The sequence below is a fragment of the Neochlamydia sp. AcF84 genome, from assembly GCF_011087585.1.
Taxonomy (GTDB): domain Bacteria; phylum Chlamydiota; class Chlamydiia; order Chlamydiales; family Parachlamydiaceae; genus Neochlamydia.
The window spans coordinates 11,989-31,612 of sequence record NZ_VJOT01000074.1 but is presented as its reverse complement, the minus strand read 5'-3'; the positions used below and the strand labels follow the sequence as shown (position 1 = coordinate 31,612).

The 19,624-nt window shown below is 38.8% G+C and carries 11 protein-coding genes; 4 read left to right on the top strand and 7 right to left on the bottom strand.

The features are described from left to right. Positions 1–438 precede the first annotated feature (438 nt). The 5 genes from NEOC84_RS08670 to NEOC84_RS08650 all read right to left on the bottom strand — a co-directional run bounded on the left by NEOC84_RS08670 (position 439) and on the right by NEOC84_RS08650 (position 8,983). The gene (locus tag NEOC84_RS08670; protein ID WP_166158177.1) at positions 439–4,647 is read right to left on the bottom strand and encodes an ankyrin repeat domain-containing protein; all 4,209 of its coding nucleotides are present in this window, start codon (positions 4,645–4,647) and stop codon (positions 439–441) included. A 619-nt stretch (positions 4,648–5,266) separates the two neighbouring features. Next, positions 5,267–5,521, bottom strand: coding sequence for an FmdB family zinc ribbon protein (locus NEOC84_RS08665; RefSeq protein ID WP_166158174.1), 255 nt, complete (start codon positions 5,519–5,521; stop codon positions 5,267–5,269). A gap of 74 nt (positions 5,522–5,595) precedes the next feature. After that, a complete protein-coding gene (gene groL, locus NEOC84_RS08660) occupies positions 5,596–7,287 on the bottom strand; it encodes a chaperonin GroEL (RefSeq protein ID WP_166158171.1) in 1,692 nt (563 codons plus the stop codon). 36 nt (positions 7,288–7,323) lie between these two features. Then, positions 7,324–7,617, bottom strand: coding sequence for a co-chaperone GroES (locus NEOC84_RS08655; RefSeq protein WP_166158169.1), 294 nt, complete (start codon positions 7,615–7,617; stop codon positions 7,324–7,326). A 112-nt stretch (positions 7,618–7,729) separates the two neighbouring features. After that, positions 7,730–8,983 carry a DUF1343 domain-containing protein gene (locus NEOC84_RS08650; RefSeq protein ID WP_166158167.1) on the bottom strand — a complete coding sequence of 418 codons (1,254 nt, stop codon included), beginning with the start codon at positions 8,981–8,983 and terminating at the stop codon, positions 7,730–7,732. Positions 8,984–9,601: 618 nt separating this feature from the next. Here NEOC84_RS08650 and NEOC84_RS08645 point away from each other — a divergent pair. Further along, positions 9,602–11,035 carry an F-box protein gene (locus NEOC84_RS08645; protein ID WP_166158162.1) on the top strand — a complete coding sequence of 478 codons (1,434 nt, stop codon included), beginning with the start codon at positions 9,602–9,604 and terminating at the stop codon, positions 11,033–11,035. Between the two features lie 607 nt (positions 11,036–11,642). Here the strand turns inward: NEOC84_RS08645 and NEOC84_RS08640 are convergent. Beyond that, complete coding sequence (locus tag NEOC84_RS08640; protein WP_166158160.1) at positions 11,643–13,313, bottom strand: SulP family inorganic anion transporter; 1,671 nt, start codon at positions 13,311–13,313, stop codon at positions 11,643–11,645. A 557-nt stretch (positions 13,314–13,870) separates the two neighbouring features. Beyond that, entirely contained in the window at positions 13,871–15,355 is a 1,485-nt protein-coding gene (gene rpoN / locus NEOC84_RS08635; RefSeq protein ID WP_166158157.1) for an RNA polymerase factor sigma-54, read from the bottom strand. A gap of 407 nt (positions 15,356–15,762) precedes the next feature. Between rpoN and dnaB the strand changes: the two genes are divergently transcribed. The 3 genes from dnaB to mnmG all read left to right on the top strand — a co-directional run bounded on the left by dnaB (position 15,763) and on the right by mnmG (position 19,618). Beyond that, the gene (gene dnaB / locus NEOC84_RS08630) at positions 15,763–17,208 is read left to right on the top strand and encodes a replicative DNA helicase (protein ID WP_166158154.1); all 1,446 of its coding nucleotides are present in this window, start codon (positions 15,763–15,765) and stop codon (positions 17,206–17,208) included. A 342-nt stretch (positions 17,209–17,550) separates the two neighbouring features. After that, on the top strand, positions 17,551–17,637 hold the full coding sequence (locus NEOC84_RS08625) for an AURKAIP1/COX24 domain-containing protein (protein ID WP_079979849.1): 87 nt from the start codon (positions 17,551–17,553) through the stop codon (positions 17,635–17,637). Positions 17,638–17,722: 85 nt separating this feature from the next. Then, positions 17,723–19,618: a tRNA uridine-5-carboxymethylaminomethyl(34) synthesis enzyme MnmG gene (gene mnmG / locus NEOC84_RS08620; RefSeq protein ID WP_166158151.1), complete on the top strand. Its 1,896-nt coding sequence runs from the start codon at positions 17,723–17,725 to the stop codon at positions 19,616–19,618. Positions 19,619–19,624: the final 6 nt, after the last annotated feature.

Below are 19,624 nucleotides of genomic sequence, written 5' to 3'. Positions count from 1 at the left end.
AAGATATAATGCGCTTAATAAACACTAAGTCTGTATACCCTATCCTCTAAAAGCTGTCTCTCTACTTAAGGAAATGGTTTTATAAAGTATGGAGTTACATAAGGAGTTGCTTAAAACTGTATAGAAGGGGGGGGGGGGGGGAGACTTCTTAATCGATCTTTCATCGATTAGCTGGCGCGTATTACGTAGCTCACCGTCTTAGCGTTTAATTAGAAAGTAGAACCTTGCCTTCTAGCGGACGAGTAACCCCATTACCCTAGCGTTTTACTTAACGTAATTTGAATGTGTTATTCAGAAGGTAGCAGTTTGTTAGCCGCGTTCCTTAATCCCCGTCTAGAAAAACTTGGAGATTCATCTAAGCCTTCTTTTGGTTGCCTAACACGAGTTGGTAGAAAATTATGTCTTGTTTGTAAGTCTTACATCGCTGTCGAGATAAGCTCAAACATCCTCCTCGGATTCTGGCTCATATTCTTGAATCCATGCGAGTGTTTCTGGATCATCGTACTCCTCGGCGTAATCCTTAAGGTTTTGATACTGTTCTTCATCTGCCTCTTCAAGCCAGTCCTTTACAAGGTCTTGTTTAAGATTAGCAACTGCCTCTGATTCCAATACTTTTGCAATGCGTTCAGGATCATCTAAAATATCAGATGTCAGTTCACCAATTTTTGAATTATATGTGTTAAGAGTGTAGTCTAGTTCTGTTTCCGAATCATAATAATCAAACTCTGGCACTTCTTCAGATAATTGAGCACGGTGTTCAATAAGTGTCATCAAATCTACAACGATTTCTCGCTTGTCCTCATCGATTTCATTCATTTCTTGATTCCAACCGAAATGGAGTGTTTCAATCAATTCTATCACAAACTCCTCCATCTTCTCTTGTGGATTGTTGTAATTGAGATGATCCAAAAGATCCGCGGCTGTTATTTCTTCTGAGTGGAAGGGTTTTATGGATAAATCACCTTCATACGTTAGAAATAATTTCACCATTTGTAGATCTAAGCGAACAACAGCGATTTGTAAAGGGGTTAATCCGGCTGTACTTAATGTATTAGGGTTTGCCCCTCTCTGTAGAAGTAACTCTGCCAGTTGAATATTTCCCGTATAGGCCACATTATGTAGGGGCGTTTCCCCCCAATAGTCCTCCATATTAACCAAAGCGCCTTTATCAAGCAAAAGCTCCACCACATCAGTTGCCTCTACCAATATACCTAAGTGCAGAAGTGTTTCTTCGCAGTCATTGCAAAAATTGATCATCTGCGGTTCTTCATATTGATCCAATAGTATGTATAAGCAGTCTCTTCGATTTAACAAAACGGCTTGATGTAGGTATGATGTATCATTACGGGGGAGGGGTTGAAAGGATGGATTTTTAATCCACTCTCCTTCATCATCTAAATAATCGGGTTCTTCGTAAAAGCCCGCGGACCAATATTTAGCTACATGTCCGCAGAACCTTTCCATAGGTGATTCTTCTTCAACTTCTTCTGACTCGCTGTAGCTAAAGTCTTCTGAAGAATCATCTTCGCTATTTACACCCCAATCGATAGACGATTCATCGGAAGAACTTTCTTCGGAAGAGAGATCGGCATTCTGCCGATGCTGACTATAGCAGGCCGATTCAGAAAGAAGGAGTAAAGTCCCTGCCTCTGGATGATGAGCAGGCTCGCCTAGCTTGAAGAGTGCCTTGAGCGCTTCTGGACTATTATGAAAAATTGCCAGCATCACATTTGAGTCAACCGCACGCTTTTGCATGGGTCCTTCATTTCTATGTTCTAGAAGGGCTTCTAACAATTTTTTGTCTTCCGTCACAATAGCCATCGCTACGATAGACTCAAAAACAGGAGCTGTGGAAAGCTCTTTTGCATGCTCTAAAAGATCTGGTTCTAGTTTTTCTTTATGAAGGGAGAACCATTTCGCTAGAACAGCGATTGGACTATTAAATTCAAGATACTTAGGAAGTTTTTTCCAGAAATTGAGTGTCTTTTGTTTAATGCAAGATAAGCGCCAATCGTCAAGCCAAAAAGCCATCAGACCATGCTCAAAGAAGAGATCATGGCTAAAAACGTATCTACCATCTTTGAGCACTACAATAGATGTTTGCTTCAAGGCAACAACATTTCTAGTCCTCTCCAGAGATTGAGCTAGCGTGCTTGCCAACTGCTTCCAGACCATTTGCCTTTCCTTACCCAAGTTTTTGTCTCGTCCCTTTACTACCTGCTTTATTAATTGAGCATCTAATGCCGTATTTTTAGCTTTTACAATGCGATTCAATTCCTCTTGGTTTTGAGAAATTAACTCAAGGATAATTTTTAAATAAAAAGGGATTCTAGCAAGCTCGATGAGGGGACCGATCTCTTGATACGGTTTCAATTGAGGAAACACTTTAAGCAGAGCCTCTATTGGCAAAGGCTGCACATCCAATCGATGGCTTACCTGTTGAATAGCAAGCTCATCGTATGCGATAGGGGTTAAGGTCAAAATAACTGTGCGCTGTGACTGTAAAAGAGAGCGAAGGAGATGTTGTACGTCATCTTTTGGGAAAGGAGGCAGCAGCGCTTCTGCACTATCAAGTACAATCAGGCGCACCATTTCTACCTGTTCTAATACTTTCAGAATCTTTTTCTTAAGCTTGATATCTTTAATCAGTGCTTCGGTGGAAATGAAAAGATATTCGAGAGGAAGGCGTTTTGCTAGAGCTTGTTTGACCAATCCCGACTTTCCTATGCCTTTATCTCCGACAACCGTCACCAATCCTGGCTTGCTCATCGCGTGCTCTAACTCGTCTAGCTCTTTCCTTCTAATGATTTGATTTTCACACGTATAAGAAATATTCGATAACGTTGCTTCAGTCACTCCCTGTAATTTCACCGCATCATGAAAGCGGATTTGATAGCTATCCATTAACTCTATCAGTATGTCATTTGTCAGCTCTGATGTATTCCTTGACCCTTTGTGATTGTGTACAAACCATTCCCCTATCGCATAGTATAAATGAGGGAATAATTGACCTGGGTGGACTTCCCCAAAGCGCTTATCACAGATTATTGATAGATTTGCGATAATGGATTTGATTAAAGGATCGTAATCTTTTTCACCTACTTTAAAACGGAAGGAACGCAAAAATTGTTGGAATAATGCCTTTTTACGTTTTTCTACAATTTCTGGATACAACTTCTTATCTTTTAGATAGTCCCATGCTTGATCCTCTATAATAGTATAAAAATTTTTTCCTTTGATTCTTCTAGTCTGTAAATTAACGGATTCTTTTCCTTCAATAAATTTTTCGGAAAAAACATCGTTTTTAACACATTTATTAAGAGTAGAATCCAAGGTTGTGTTAGTATAGATGATACTTTCTCGGTCCTCATCCTTTAGTGTTGGATATTTCTCCTTTAGACTCAACCAGCCATGAAAGAATTTTCCTATATGCATTTTTGCATTTTTACTATTCTTTTTTTTTGTTTTCTCATTCTTTTTATTGATAAAAAGTTCAGCTGAAATTTTGGCCTCGTAATGCTTTACCTGAAATGCTTGCAATTTACAATCAATGTTTTTTTCGTTTTTGTGAACAATGATAATATCGTCTAAATTGCCATTGCCTTTTGCCTCAAACATAGCTTCAAATGAAGTGCGTTGTACTAACAGTTCCGTTATTTTAGCTATAAGCACTAATAGCTGATAAATTGTTCCACGATAGCCTGCTTGCAACAAAGGGTCCATTTCAAATTCTTTAGGTTTAGCTGAGGGAGGCTTTTTATCAATAATTTCACCGATTCGTGGATTCATGACTACATGAGGGTCTTGTTCCTCAAGCCTCAAAAAGTGATTGGTACCATTATGAAGAATCGGGATAGGATGACCTGGCTGCTTCTTTGTAACGCGCGATCTATCCTCCAAAAACACCTGAATATTCATCTGAAATAGTTCATTAATGATATCTATCGGTGTCTTAAAATCCTCACCTTCCAACCTACGTGCAAAAGGGATATATCCACGTCCTATTTGAAGATAATATTTAACGTATGCTTTGTAAATGGATTCATCTGAACAGTAACTAATAATTTCCTTATCTATCTTCATTCTAGTTTGATAGGCGTTGGAAAATTCTTGCGCGAGTGTTGATTCATTACCTTGTAATAGCTCTAACAACTCATCGGGCCTTCGACCTTTAGTATCCTCTTTCCCCAATTCTTCGCGGGCCTTATTGATAAGTTCTCTCAATATATTTTCACTTTGAGCAAGTTTTTTGATCAAGGCCCGAAACTCTTCCTCAACAATATTCTTAAAGGCTTCCTGTTCAGCGGAATCTTCATGTCCTCCTGTGCATCCTAGATAAAGAAATTGTCGGATTTCAGATGCAAATGCCTTCCTTACATCCTTGTCTTGTGCTTTTGCTTCTAACTTTTTTATCAGGCTATCGCGGCTTAAATTTCTTTTATTCACGGCATGAAAGAAACAATCCCGGTCTCCTGGTACATTACGGACCTTGTAATTCAAAGTTTTTCCTTGTGATAGACGCCAAAAGGTCCGACCCTGCAAAGAGCCTTCGACGTTTCCACTAGAATTTGGAGAATTTGCCTGTAAACACTTCTTGTACTCATGTACTTGCAGCTGCCAGGCTAATAAATGATCGCAGGATGACATATCCATACCTGTTTTTAATAAAAATTATTTATCAGGATGGCTACAGATTTTTCTTACATGCCATCATATACATTAAGTGGGCATGGTTTCATAAGTAGATTTTTATTTCAAGCGTTCATTAAACAAATTTATTGCCCTACATTCTACAAGCCAAAATAGTAGGGTGATATTATTTTAACATGCAAAAGGCGGATTTTAGAGAGGTCAGTTGATCGTCCAAGGCGTCTTCAGAAATGGTTATCGTGTCTGAATTTTTTTATTAAATTTTTGAATATTAAAAACTAAGAAAAAACTTTCAAATTCGGGATTATTTGCATAAATATTTTTGGTCTAATCACACCTATTGGGGGGTTACAAAGACCTAGAAGGGGTAACGAATATTCCTTGGATAAAAAGGATTTAGGAGATAAAAAGAATGAGAGCCTAAGTACTGCATTGTATTCTTGATTGCATAAAGCATTAGCTAAAGGCATATTGAAGCAGCCTTTTAAGCAATCCCTAAAAATGTGATATCGAGAAAAAATTAGGAGGCTTTACAAAAAAGCTGATGGTCATCTCAAAAAATACGAGAGGCTCTCAGTAGAGTCCTTAGGAGGCTTTTAAGAGAATAAGCTCTTTTTTATTCGCATTTATTCTTGCCGCAGGCACAGCTATCAGGGCTAGAAGCTTTTTCTTCGCCAGAAGAGGCGCCTTTTCCGTAATCGTTAATGTAAAATCCCTTTCCTTTGAATGCTAATCCAATCCCTCCTCCTGGGCCTCTTTGCAAGGTAGGCTTTCCACAAGATAGGCATATTTTCAAAGGTTCTTCGCTAATCTTTTGAAAGGCTTCATGATTAGCATTACAACTTGTACAATGATAGGCATATGTAGGCATAACTGCTCCAAAAAATAATCCGGAAGCCATCATTGCTGGCTTCCGGTTAGGTTAAGACTTTCTAGCTGGTATTTTTACATCATGTCCATGCCGCCCATACCACCCATACCGCCCATGCCACCCATACCCATACCACCCATGCCACCCATATCGCCCATACCGGGGGCGCCGGCCATAGCAGATTTAGGTTTTGGTTTATCGGTAATCATTGCAGCGGTAGTTAAAAGAAGAGAGGCTATCGAAGAGGCGTTAATTAAAGCTGTTTTAGTTACACGTACAGGATCGATTACGCCTGCTTTAATCAAATCTGTAAACTCATCGGTTAAGCCGTTATATCCTAAGGCTCCCTTAAATTCATAGACTTTTTCGGCAATTAAATTCCCTTGCTTGCCGCAATTATTGGCAATAGCCGTAGCTGGTGCATAAGCAGCTTGAAGGACTAGATTTACTCCGATTGCTTCATCGCTAGATAATTTGAGTGATTCTAAGCTCTTGATAGCACGTAAAAGAGCTACTCCTCCCCCTGGAACAATTCCTTCTGCTACTGCTGCGCGCGTTGCATGAAGGGCATCTTCCACTCGAGCTTTTTTCTCTTTAAGTTCTGTTTCGGTAGCTGCTCCTACATTGATGACAGCCACTCCGCCTACTAATTTTGCTAAGCGCTCTTCAAGTTTTTCTTTATCGTAAGTTGAGACAGCTGGATGATTGATCTGAGCTTTAATCTGATTTTCTCTTTCTTTAATCTTTTTCAGCTCACCGGCTCCATCAATAATTACTGTTTCTTCTTTAGAAACTTTGATTGTCTTAGCGTGTCCTAAAACTTCGCTATCTACTTGATCAATGCGGAGGCCTGTTTCTTCGGAAACTAACGTTGCACCAGTAAGAATAGCCATATCTTCAAGCATAGCCTTACGACGATCTCCAAATCCTGGGGCTTTAACGGCGCAAATGGGAAGACCGGCTTTAAGTTTATTGACAACTAAAGTGGCTAAAGCTTCTCCATCTACATCATCAGCGATAATAAGAAGAGGCCTTGTTCCTTGTTCCATCACTTTTTCTAGAAAAGGCACCACATCTTTAACTGTAGATAATTTTTTATCGGTGATTAAGATAGCGGCGTTGGATAATTCTACCGTCATGTTTTCTGGGTTAGAAACAAAATAAGGAGACAAATAGCCCTTATCAAATTGCATGCCTTCGACCACATCCAATGTAGTTTCAATACCTTTGGCTTCGGCTACTGAAATAATGCCATCTTTGCCAACTTTTTCCATTGCTTCGGCAATAATGGCACCTATACTACTATCATTATTAGCAGAAATAGTAGCAATTTGCTTGACTTCTTCGGGAGTATTAATAGGGCAAGCTAACTGATCTAAAGCTTGGCAAGTTACATTCACTGCTTGATCCATGCCACGCTTGATCATCATGGGGTTGGCACCAGCAGTCACATTTTTAACACCCGCACTAAAAAGAGCTTCAGCAAGCACAATGGCTGTAGTCGTTCCATCGCCAGCTATATCGGAAGTTTTAGAGGCCACCTCTTTAACAAGTTGTGCGCCCATATTCTCAAATTTGTCTTTCAAAGTAATTTCTTTAGCAACGGTTACTCCGTCTTTGGTAGATAGTGGAGAACCAAAGCCTTTGTTGATCACCACATTGCGTCCTTTGGGACCCAGGGTTACTTTGACTGCTTTAGCTAAAGTCCGCACACCTTTAAGGATGGACTTTAGAGCTTCTTCGTTAAATTGCAATAGTTTTGGCATAAGTAGAGCTCCTTAAAGTTTGAATGGGAATCACAGTTAAGCAAGAATACCAAGTATATCATCTTCAGACATGATTAGAAGCTCATCTTCTTCATCACTACTTTTGATTTCAGTCCCCGCATATGAACTGAATAAAATGCGATCACCCACTTGTACATTAAGGGGCTCTCTTTGTCCTTCATCGTTTAATTTACCAGGACCGGCAGCTACAATCACTCCTTCTTTTGGTTTTTCTTGTGCTGAGTCTGGCAGTAGGATACCACCTTTGGTAGGCTGAGGTTTAGAACGTTTAATTAAAACGCGATTACCAAGAGGTTTTATTTTTGTCATAGCACAATGCTCCTATTTAGAAAAATTGTTTAGGGAGATACGGATTCTAGGTTTTAGTGTAATTTTTGTCAATAGAAGGATAATCGTTTTTAGCAGTTTGTCTATGAGAGTGCTAATCTTCTGCGTAGGAAGAAATTAAATATTTTTTTCTTTGATGAGCAAATTTTTCTCTTTCTTTTTCGTGAAGGCTACGCAGCTTCCAGACAATATTTTTTTCTTCTTTTATAATCTGATAGACTTTGTCTGTCCCATTAACTTTACAAAACATTGCCTTGCGATCTTGTGAATTAGCTAAAGCTTCTTTAAATTCTTTGGGATAAAGGCTTTTTAAGATTCCAATGAGCAAATATTGAGTACTGACGGGCTTATATGTTAAATGATTAGTAATAATGATGATGACACCTTTGCAATCTTTGTTGGCAAACCTTCCATAGAAAGGGCGATAGTAAAAAGGCTCAAAGTAAACACCTGGAAATTTTTGGCTATTGAGGTGATGGGCAAAGATCTTAGCATCAATCCAGGGAGCCCCCAGGACTTTAAAAGGAAGGGTATAACCTATGCCCGTATTTACCATTTGCAATTCTCCTAAGATGCCAGTCACAGGATAGTAATAAGCTGTAGTGGCCTCAGGGATATAAGGACTAGTAGGAATCCACGGAAGGCCTGTGTCTTGAAAAGTCATATTCCTGTGCCATCCTCGCATGGGAATAACTTCAAGCTGGCAACCTACCTTGCCTTGATCATTAAAATAGCGCGCCAGTTCACCGACTGTCATTCCATGGCAATAAGGAACATTAATGTATCCTACTATCGAGCGCCACTTCTCTTCTAGCAAAGGGCCATCAATCACCTTACCATTAATAGGATTAGGACGATCAAGAACAATGACAGGAATCTGACGTTTTGCTGCCTCCTCCATTACGTAAAATAGGGTGGTGATATAAGTATAAGAGCGTGACCCGATATCCTGAATATCGTAAAGAAGCAGATCTAGCTGGGCGAGCATTTTATCTGTCGGGCGACGCGTGGCGCCGTGCAGGCTAAAAATAGGAATACCAGCAGAGTCTTTTTCATCTTTTATAAATTCGGAGGCATGCGCAGAACCTGTGATCCCATGTTCGGGAGCAAAAAGAGCTGCAAGAGTAAAATCGTATTGCTTAGCATGAGATTGGAGTAAAGAAGCAGTGGATTTCATTTGGCTGTTGACAGCAGTATGATTAGTAATTAACCCAATTCTCTTGTTTTTAAGTAGGTGAACGTAATCTTTTGTAAATAAAAGATCTGCGCCAACCTGAACTTGCGGAGCTGCTTGTAAGTAATTAGCTAAAAAATTAACGAGGATAATCAAGGAAAGAAAATAGCGCATATTTAAGCAAGGATATCTAAGGGTTTAAAAAAAGCAAGTGAAATAGAATATACAAAGTAAGCAATAAAAATCCTAAAAGTTTCTTTTTTACCTTTTCCAATGAAGGATACATGAATGAAGGATGCATGCAGGAGTATTAGCTAAAATTCAGGGGCTCAAAAGCAGAACTTAATCGGGAGCGATAGATAAGGGAATAAGAAAATCATCTTCATCTCGCTGTTGCTTTTTTTAAGGTCATCTTTAAACTTATTCTTTTTTCAAATACCCGGATGCTTAATCGTCTATTCGTGCTTAAGAATCAGCTTATTCTGCTGCTAATAAGCCTAAAGATTCCTTCACAATTAGTTAAATAATCTGAAATTTATCCCTATCATCTTTTTTTAGTACCGCCATGTTGGCCGGGCACGCAAAATTTTCTTAGCCAATTAAAGATCCTAATAACTTTATGCTTTTAACGTAACAAGGCAATAAGATTGATGGCTTTTTAATGATTATGTATATAAATCATTATTGTTTGATGCAAATATCTCTTCCATAGTATGCTTGTTATTAAATAATCATTTAATAATCTCTCTGTTTGATTTTTTAAACTTAATTTCAATGAAAAAGGAAAAAGCGATGGGAGTAAATTTCAATCCTAGCTTTAGTCACCTACCTAATGAGCTACAAGCAGCTATCTTTAGTTGGTTGCCAGAAAAAGATTTAGGCATGGCCGCATTAGTCAGTAAGCCCTGGAAACAGTTAGCAGAAGACTCTTTTTTATGGAAAAAGCTATTTTGCCGCCGCTGGAGTAACCTTACCCAAATTAAAACTTCACGCTTCGGCTGGAAAAAGATTTATAAGAAAAAGTATGTTCCTGGAAAGCTGCGCTCCTCTTTTTCTCCTGAACATTTTCATCATCAGATGCATAAGCTTCCTTTGACTGGCTCCCCAGAGATTTTAGAATTAAAGGTCAAGAAAGACCTAGCCTTTTTGAAAATGACAGCGGGGACAGCCCAGCTCTATAAACTGAACAGAAAGACAGGTAGGCTGATTTTTGATAATTTAAAGGATAAGCATGCCCATTTAATCCATTGGAAAGGCAACCATCTTCACTTGCTTACTACCGATGGCTATCTTTACCGTTGGAAAGACAATGAACCTAGAGCTAAGCAAGCCCTATGTTTTCTAGGAGCATTTGAACAAGCCTATTTTGAGCAAAACTTTCTTCTCCTTATTCTGCCTGAACGCAAAAAGATTAAGGTAATTAATATAGCCACTGCAGAGGGGCATGAGATAAAAACATCTTTTGCCTATCCTATTCTTTGCATGGACTGCCGTGATAATCAAGCCTTGATTCATTGTATAGATGGTTCACTTTACCTTCTTAAAGATTTAGGAGGATACTTTAACTCCTTACCTGCTGATCAGCTTATTCGTTTAGAGGGTAAGATCATCGAATTACCCCTTAAAGAGCTATGCCAGTTTGATGATTCTCAAGTGATGATGTTATGGAATAATGGCTCTAAAAAAGAATATCGCGTGTGGAATGCAGAAAATGGAACCAAAATATATGAAGGAGAGCTTGAGCCCTTACCTTCAGATAAGTATTTCAAGAAAAAGCAAGTTAAGCTTACGGTTTGCGACTATAATCAAAGCCAATTAGTGGTCGGGTTTAGCGATGGAACAATTGCCTGTTATGAGTCTGCTAATGGAAAATTTATAAGAGAGAAATTGATGACTTTTCGCGCTATTAGATTTCTTCAGGTAGGCAAAGAGTACTGTATTACTGCGGCTAATCTAGACTTCTTTTTTGAAATGCACCCACTTTCTTTTACTGATCTAGATAGGAAACGCCTCTATGCTAAGCGGCCAGGAAAAGCTGAAGAAGTAATTGCCAAATTGAGAAGCTTTTATTCTAACAAACGAAGCGTAGCCAGTTGTGATACCGATGGCTGGCTAGAGCAATGGAATTATGATGGAATCATCAGTCGGAAAAAAGGAAGTATTTCCCCAAGTAATGACAAGCATAAAGATACGCTTTTACACCTCACACCTTTCCTCTTCAGTTAGGTGTTAGAGGCCTAAGGCGTTTAATTAAAAATATTTGTAAGTTCTGAAGATTTGTCTCTTCTTCAGAAGTGTTTTCTATCTGCTTCGTTAGCTGTTGGGTGGCTTTAAATTGTAATTCAACATATGTTTGGTATCTTGATAATGCTTGTTTAAGTTCATTTGTCATTACCGGGATATCTGGCTGATTACTTTTTAGAAAATTATTTAAATCCTCAAATACTATAGATATATAGGTGTTTATTTCTTTACTACGATATATATTCTTGAATAGCTGTGTGTTGTTCGTCTTTTAAATTTTTAAGCTTTTCTTTATAGCCTCGAATGGCCTCTGGTATTTCTTTTTTTGCTATCTTATATGAAATGTTAGCTTTTTCAGCACGAAAAGGACAAAGAGCAAGAAATTAATAATAAATAGAAAGAGAAGGACAATTATCTATTAATAAAAGCAAAAAATCTTACTTTTAATTTTTAAAGCGCCTAGTTGCCAGAAAAAACAAGCTTCGAGCAGCCCAACCGTAAAGGAGCGAAGTTCTCTATGTGCCATTAAATTTCATTGGGAGCAGAGAATAATAAACGCTAAAAAATTAGGGGCAAACTGTGACTTTAACTATTTGCAATAAGCAAGGGCAGCTTCAATGTCTTTAAACATAAGATCTTTTCCTATGGCTTCTGCTATTCCTGAGTTAATAAATAAATCATAGTTTTTATCATCAACATCAGCGAGCATAAATATTATGCCTTTCTTTTTGCACTTCAACCCAAATTGTTTAATAGCTCGTAATCCAGTCGCGTCAATTAAGGGAGTTTTATGAAGACGTAGAATAAAAACTCGGGGGTGATAGTTTAATTGAAAAAGAACCTCATCGAGTAGATCAGCCACGCTATAGAAAAATGGCCCTCTAATCTCAAAAACTGTCACATCAGAGGGGATATCTTTTCGAAAAAGAAGTTCAGCATCAGAAGGTTCTGCTATTTCATTTTTATTCTCATTCACCAAATTTTGGCAAATTTCTACGGTAGTTTTATCAGTCATGCGTTTTAGAAATAGAAGAGCTGCCAAGATAATACCGACTTGTACAGCAACCGTAAGATCTATCAAAACGGTTAGCAAAAATGTGATAAGTAAAATAATTGCGTCACTCTGATGTCCTTTCAGAATTTCTATAACATGCGGCAGCTCGCTCATATTCCAAGCAACAAATGTTAGGACACCCGCAAGAGCAGCTAAGGGAATTTTCCCCGCTAGAGGAGCCAAAAAAAGCATAAGCAGAAGAAGGGTAAGGGCGTGAATCATCCCTGCTACAGGCGTTTTGGCCCCCATTTTTATGTTAGCGGAGGTACGGGCAAGGGCTCCCGTTGCTGGAATGCCTCCAAAGATTACTGATCCTATATTAGCTAATCCTTGAGCCACTAGCTCCCCATTTGATTTATGTTTGGTTCCTATCATTCCGTCAGCCACAACAGCGGATAATAAAGACTCTATAGCCCCTAATAAAGCTATTGTAATGGCGTCAGGGAGCACCGCTTTAAAAAGATCATAGGAAAAGTGGGGAAGAGAGGGGCTGGGAAGCGTTCTAGGGATTCCTCCAAATTTGGATTCAATAGTTTCAATAGGAAGATCAAAAAAATAGGCAGCAGCCGTAGCTAGAGTGATTGCAATGATTGCACCTGGCCATCTAGGATGATAATGCCTTAATACAAATATTAAGGTGAGCGTCGAAAAGGCAATTAAAAAGGCCCATAGGTTCCAGGTAGGTGCGATTTCATAATAGAATTTATACTTCTCAAGGAACTCAGAAGGAACTTTATCTGCCTCTAGTCCAAAAAAATCTTTAATTTGCGAAGAAAAAATAATCAGTGCAATGCCTGTGGTAAACCCTGTGATTACAGGGTAGGGAATAAATTTAAGAAGCACACCCAAGCGTGCCAACCCCATCAATACGATCAGGATACCAGCCATGAGGGTGGCCAAAGCTAACCCTTCATATCCGTGCTTTTGTATGACTGCATCTACGATGATAACAAAAGCTCCCGTTGGACCCCCAATTTGCACACGGCTACCACCAAGCAAAGAAATGAGAAAACCGGCGATAATTGCTGTAAATAATCCTCTCTCTGGTGACACCCCTGAAGCAATGGCGAAAGCCAGAGCTAATGGAAGGGCAATGACACCTACGCTGATTCCTGCAAAAAGATCATTTAAAAAGTATGGCCTTGAGTAACCTTCACGAAAACATACAATGCTTTTGGGAATAAAATCCGTATATTTAGATTGCATAACTTGTCCTACATAATTAAATAATTCAATATACCAGCATAATAGCTTGCAAGGATGAGGAGATAAATTTTTTTGGCTAAGAGTAAAAGGTCTCTTTTTCCAGCTCCCTCTATATTCGCACCTGCTGCTAAATCAATCGTCTAAGTTTACTAATTTGAGTCCTTCATAATAGCTTATTAGCTGCTAGCAGCTTACACCGATAGGAAACGGTGAAAGGAGATGTTTTCAAAGCAAAATTATAAGCAGCGATTTCATCCTTTTTTATCTAGTGCAGCTTAAAGTGTAAGCTCATTCATGCTAAAAATAAAGCTTAGCTCTTAAGTTTATAAAGTAACCCAATATTAGGTTTAATTTGCCTTTTCTGCTAGACGGCGTAAATTTTTTAGCTAAACCATTTTTTCTCTATTTTTTAAGCAGTTTTTCTTAGTCGTCAGGATCTCTTTCTCCCAAGTTTATCGATTGCATCAGATCTCTATTAAACTCACTTCAAGGATTGAAAAATTGAGTAGAGATAAAAAGTAAGTCGTTACCTTTTACATATTTTTCGAAAAAAAACTTTAATATTGGCGCCTTTGCTGAGCATTGCCTAGCTTGAGTTCTGCTCGATATTTGGCTATTGTACGTCTAGCGCAGTCCATTCCTTTTTCCGTTAATAGCTTAGATAAATTGGCATCGGACAAAGGATGTTTTTTATCTTCTTGGCTAATTACTTCCTTTAGTAAGTTTTTTATAGTATTAGAAGAAATGTCTTCTCCTTTTTCTGATTGTAAAGCATTTGTAAAAAAAGAGCGCAAAGGCAGAATCCCGCGGGGAGTATCAATATATTTATTAGCAACTGCGCGGGCAATAGTAGATTCATGCAAGTTTAATTGTTCGGCTATTGATTTCATGGTTAAAGGCATAAGCTTGCCGCAATCATCCAAAAAAAATTCCTTTTGCTGATTGGTAAGTAGTTCTAAGATTTTTAAAAGAGTGTCATTGCGCTGATGGACATTTTTAAAGAGCCATTTAGCCGAGGATAACTTAGTACGAATAAACTCTTTGGTATCTGCAGAAAGGGATTCGTCCTCTAGCATCTGTAAATAACGTCTGTTAATCCGCATGGAGGGTAGGAAATCATTGTTTATGCGTACAGCTAAGTTATCATTATTTATTTCAATAGTAGCATCTGGAGTAATATATTGGACAAAATGTTTGAAATGTCCTGTTCCAGGATGCAGATCCAAGCGAGAAATATCTTTTTGCAAAGCCTTTGAGATTTCTTCCGAAGAGCAAGCAAGCTTTTTGTTAATAGAAGGAATGCGATTATGAATAAGGTCCTCATAATGTTCTTCAAGAATTTTGTAGGCGAGAGTATGATGCTTTTGGCGACAACGTAATTGAATCAGCAAAGATTCTTGCATATTAGCTGCTCCAACCCCATAGGGCTCGAAAGCTTGTATTGTTTTCAAAAGGTTTTTAATTTTTTCTATAGGAAAATTATAAAGCAAAGCGATTTCTTGGACAGGGGTTTGCAAAAATCCATTCTCATCGAAGTTACCAATGATTGCTTCAGCTATTGCTCTATCTTCTTCGCAATCAAAGGATTCTTTTGCCTGTTGCATTAAATGTTCAAAAAGAGAACTTTCCGCATAAATGGAGCTTTCCTGAAATGTTTTAAGCTTCTCTTCTTCTCGTGTGCGATGGTTAGAGGGAGGAAGATCATATAGATAGTCCCGAAACTCTTCATCGAGTTTTTTCATAATCTCAAAATCATTCTCATTAAAAGTTAATTCTTTTTCAGGTTGTTGCTCGCCCTCTTCAGGAATTTCCGCATTTTCTTCTTCTAACTTTTTTAAACTAGAATGCTCTTCTTCATCCTCGATAAAGTCGAGCAAAGGGTTTTGTTGAAGTTCTTGCTCCACTGTGGCTGAAAGCTCTAGCACAGGCATTTGCAGTAAATGAATAGCCTGTTGCATTTGCGGCGACATCATCAGGCGCTGCGTTTGCTTAAGGCTTGTGGCTTGGCGAGCTAATAGGTTTAAAGAAATTGGATCACTCATACCCCCTTTATTTAAAAGATTTTTATAGAATTGACAAGAATTTTTTTAACATAGCGTCAGCTGTTGAATGAATGTCATTTTGATTTTTAATAGGTTACAAGACAGCTTAAAAAATTAAGGCAAAGCCTGCCATTAATTCAGTACTTAAGCTACTTTCATTCCTCTTGTTTTTGCTAATAGCCGATAAATCTTAACTTATAGCATTTCTTTAATGGTGGGCTTTGATCTATGTAAATAAATATTTACTAAACTATAAATTAAATAATTTTAAGCCTTTCATATTAAGAAACTTAAGTTAAGAAAATTAAGGAGGATTAAGAGCTAAAGCTAACGAAATGAACGGCAATTTCTTGGGATAAACTAGAGGTTTATAGTATAGTTTTATCCAAATTTAATGAGATGTGGGTATGTCAGATAATCCTTCTAAAGTTCGTGTTGCTCCTAACTCTAAAGAATCAGAAATGATGGTTCTAGGGTGCATGCTTACCAGTGTCAACGGCCTTAACATTGCGGCGGATGGCCTAGATGAAGCCGATTTTTATTACACCGAGCATAAAATAATCTTCGAGGTTCTTAAGACTTCCTATAAAAATGATAAGCCTGCTGATGTGCATCTTGTTTGTGAAGAGTTAAAGCGCTTAGGTAAGCTAAAAGCTGCAGGGGGAGCTGCTTATATAACAACTTTAGCTCAATATGCTGGTACTTCCGCCTATATTGAAGAATACACCGACATTGTTCGCAACAAAGCTATTTTAAGACGCATGATTAATACGTCTCAAGTGGTTGAAAAAAAAGCCCTGGAAGAGCCACAAGATGTGCTAGGTGCTTTAGATGAAGCCCAACAACTTTTTTATCAAATAAGCCAAACTGCCAATCAGACGACAGGTAAGCTGATTAGCCAAATTTTATCGGGCGTTAAGGCTGAAACTGCTACTCCTTTTTTGAAAGCTTTAGAAGAGCGGCAGGTTCGTTATCAAGAACGTGGGCCGGAAGAAAGCGGCATTACGGGCCTTCCTACTTACTATACCGACCTGGATAAGTTAATTAATGGACTTAACAATTCTAATTTGATGATCCTTGCTGCTCGTCCCGCTATGGGTAAAACGGCCTTGGCCATCAACATTGCCGAAAATGTCTGCTTTAAGAGCAATATGCCCGTAGGGGTTTTTTCCTTAGAGATGAGTGCAGAGCAGCTCGTGCATCGAATTATTTGTTCCCAATCGGAGGTTGAGTCAGATAAAATTAAAACAGGTTCTTTAAATGGCATTGAATACCAAAGGATTGTCTCAGCTGTCAATATGATGCAAAATCATGTCATGGTCATTGATGATCAGCCAGGACTTAAAATTACAGATTTAAGAGCACGTGCCCGACGTATGAAAGAAACTTACGGCATAGGGTTTTTAGTGATAGACTATTTGCAGTTGATTACAGGCTCTGGCTCTTTTCGAGGACAGGAAAATCGTCAAAATGAAATCTCAGAGATCTCACGCTTGCTAAAGAATTTGGCAAGGGAGCTTAATATTCCTGTCCTATGCCTCTCACAGCTGTCGCGAAAAGTAGAAGAGCGTCAAGGACACCGCCCGATGATGAGTGATTTGCGTGAAAGTGGAAGCATTGAGCAAGACTCGGACATTATTTTATTCTTATTGAGGCGAGAATATTATGATCCGATGGATAAACCTGGCATGGCTGAATTGATCGTAGCTAAAAACCGCCATGGTGGAGTAGGAAGTATTAACTTCACCTATCGGAAAGAAATCGTGCAGTTTGCTAATTATATTCCTGTTAAATACGATCCCAATGCCTCTGCAGAAAAAGAGATGGCCTCCGAATTTGGCAATTTTAATTAAAGCATTCTTTTGTTTTTCTAGCTCTTTTCCTATCCCTAGCAAAGGAAATAACTAGTTAAGTTTAAGCCTATCAAGGCCTATCGGTACTCTATATATTTTATAAATTTTTTGGATTTCTATAGCAAGAATCAAAGGAGGCTGAAGAGTTGCTAAATAAGAGTAAAAGAAGCTTAATGAGCGCTTTAGTGGAAGTAAAGAGATTTGCTATGAAAGGCAAAAAGCTTTACCCCTTTTCTCTTCAAGATATGACTTTACTTTTTAATGCCAAATAGAGTATCATTCCCCAAATTAGCCTTTTAAGCATTTAAATTTAAAATATATAACTGTTGTTCGGGAGAAACTATGTCATCTGTAAAAAAGAAGCGCAGATACAAAATTGCAAAGCATAAGCGCAAAAAGCGTAGTAGACGTGATCGTCACAAAACCTAACCGGCTAAAAAAGCTGGCAGAGTTTTAAAGAGAACCCCTGCGTTCTCTTTTGCTTCTCAAATCATTCTTTCAATCTTTAATTTTTATGTGGAAATATCCAACCAAGTATGATGTTATTATCATGGGAGCTGGCCATGCAGGTTGTGAAGCTGCTTTAGCTTCTGCTCGCCTAGGTGCAAGGACACTTCTATTAACAATGAATTTGGATACGATTGGAAAAATGAGCTGCAATCCTGCTGTAGGGGGTGTGGCTAAAGGCCATATTGTCCGGGAAATCGATGCCCTAGGTGGAGAAATGGGCAAAGCTATCGATTGTACAGGAATTCAATTTCGGATGTTGAATGCGACTAAAGGTCCTGCGGTATGGGCTCCTAGAGCGCAAGCCGATAAAGCCGCTTATCAGTTGGAGATGAAGCATCGCTTGGAGAAAACGCCTGGCTTAGAAATTAAACAAGGGACCATTGAAGAATTAATTGTTGAACAAGATCGTATCCAAGGGGTCATTACTAAGGAAGGCATTCTTTATTATTGCTCAGCTTTAGTGATTTCTTCCGGAACTTTTATGCGAGGCTTGCTGCATATTGGGGAGACTAACTATGCCGGCGGCCGTGCTGGTGACCAGCCTGCTGTGGGCTTATCAGCTAGCTTGATCAAGCTAGGTTTAAAGTTAGGGCGTCTAAAAACAGGTACTCCACCACGAGTGAACCAGCGATCGATCGATTATAGTCACACTGAAGAGCAGCCCGGCGATCCGAATGTGAAGTTCTCTTTCGATGATGAGCCCATCAATCGCTTACCTCAAATATCTTGCTATATCACTTATACTACCGAAGAAACTAAAAAGATCATTTTAGAAAATATTCATCGCTCTCCTATGTATTCAGGTAAAATCACAGGCGTGGGCCCCCGCTATTGTCCCTCGATTGAAGATAAAATCGTGCGCTTTGCAGATAAAGAGCGCCATCAAATTTTTTTGGAGCCTGAGGGCTTAAAAACAGAAGAGGTATATGTTAATGGGGTCTCTTCTTCTCTCCCTTTTGATGTACAAATGGCTTTCATTAAAAGTATTCCTGCTTTAAGAAATGCTGAAATCATGCGTCCTGCTTATGCTATCGAATATGACTATGTAGTCAGTGGGCAAATTGATAGCTCTTTGCAATGTAAGACGATAGAAGGACTTTTTCTTGCTGGGCAAATCAATGGAACTTCAGGGTACGAAGAAGCTGCTGGACAAGGATTAATGGCAGGAATTAATGCCGCTCATCATGTACAAGCTAAACCCCCATTAATCTTGAAAAGATCGGAAGCTTATATTGGTGTAATGATCGATGATCTGGTCACTAAGGGTTTAGAGGAGCCTTATCGCATGTTTACTAGCCGAGCCGAGCACCGTCTTTTGCTCAGGCAAGATAATGCCGACCTTAGATTGCGCCACTATGGTTATGAAATTGGCCTGATAGAAGAAAAACGCTATGCTTCTCTTAAATATAAAGAAAAAATGATTCAAGAAGGCGTGAATCGACTGGAAAAAGCTTTTGTTCAGCTCAAAGGAAAAGGGTATAGCCTAGCGCAGCTTCTTTGCCGCCCAGAAAATAATTATGCAAGTTTATTAAATGATTATCCCGCTGAGATGCAGAATTACGGTATGGAAATTAACTTTCAGATTGAGCTTGCTCTAAAATATGCAGGGTATATTCAACGTCAGCATGGCGAAGTCGCTAAATTGGCTCATCTTGAGCATATTCTCATCCCTAAAGATTTCGATTTTGCCTCTATTACGGGCTTAAGAAATGAAGCTCTCCAAAAACTAGCAGATGCCCATCCCTTAAATCTAGGACAGGCTTCACGCCTTTCAGGAGTTTCGCCAGCAGATATTTCTGTTCTAATGATTGCCTTGGTGCGATTTAATGCTAATAAAAATTTTGAGCTGGTCAATCAAGAGGCCCTTTCTTCTTTTCCTAACAGTGAAGGAAGTGAGTAACCTCCT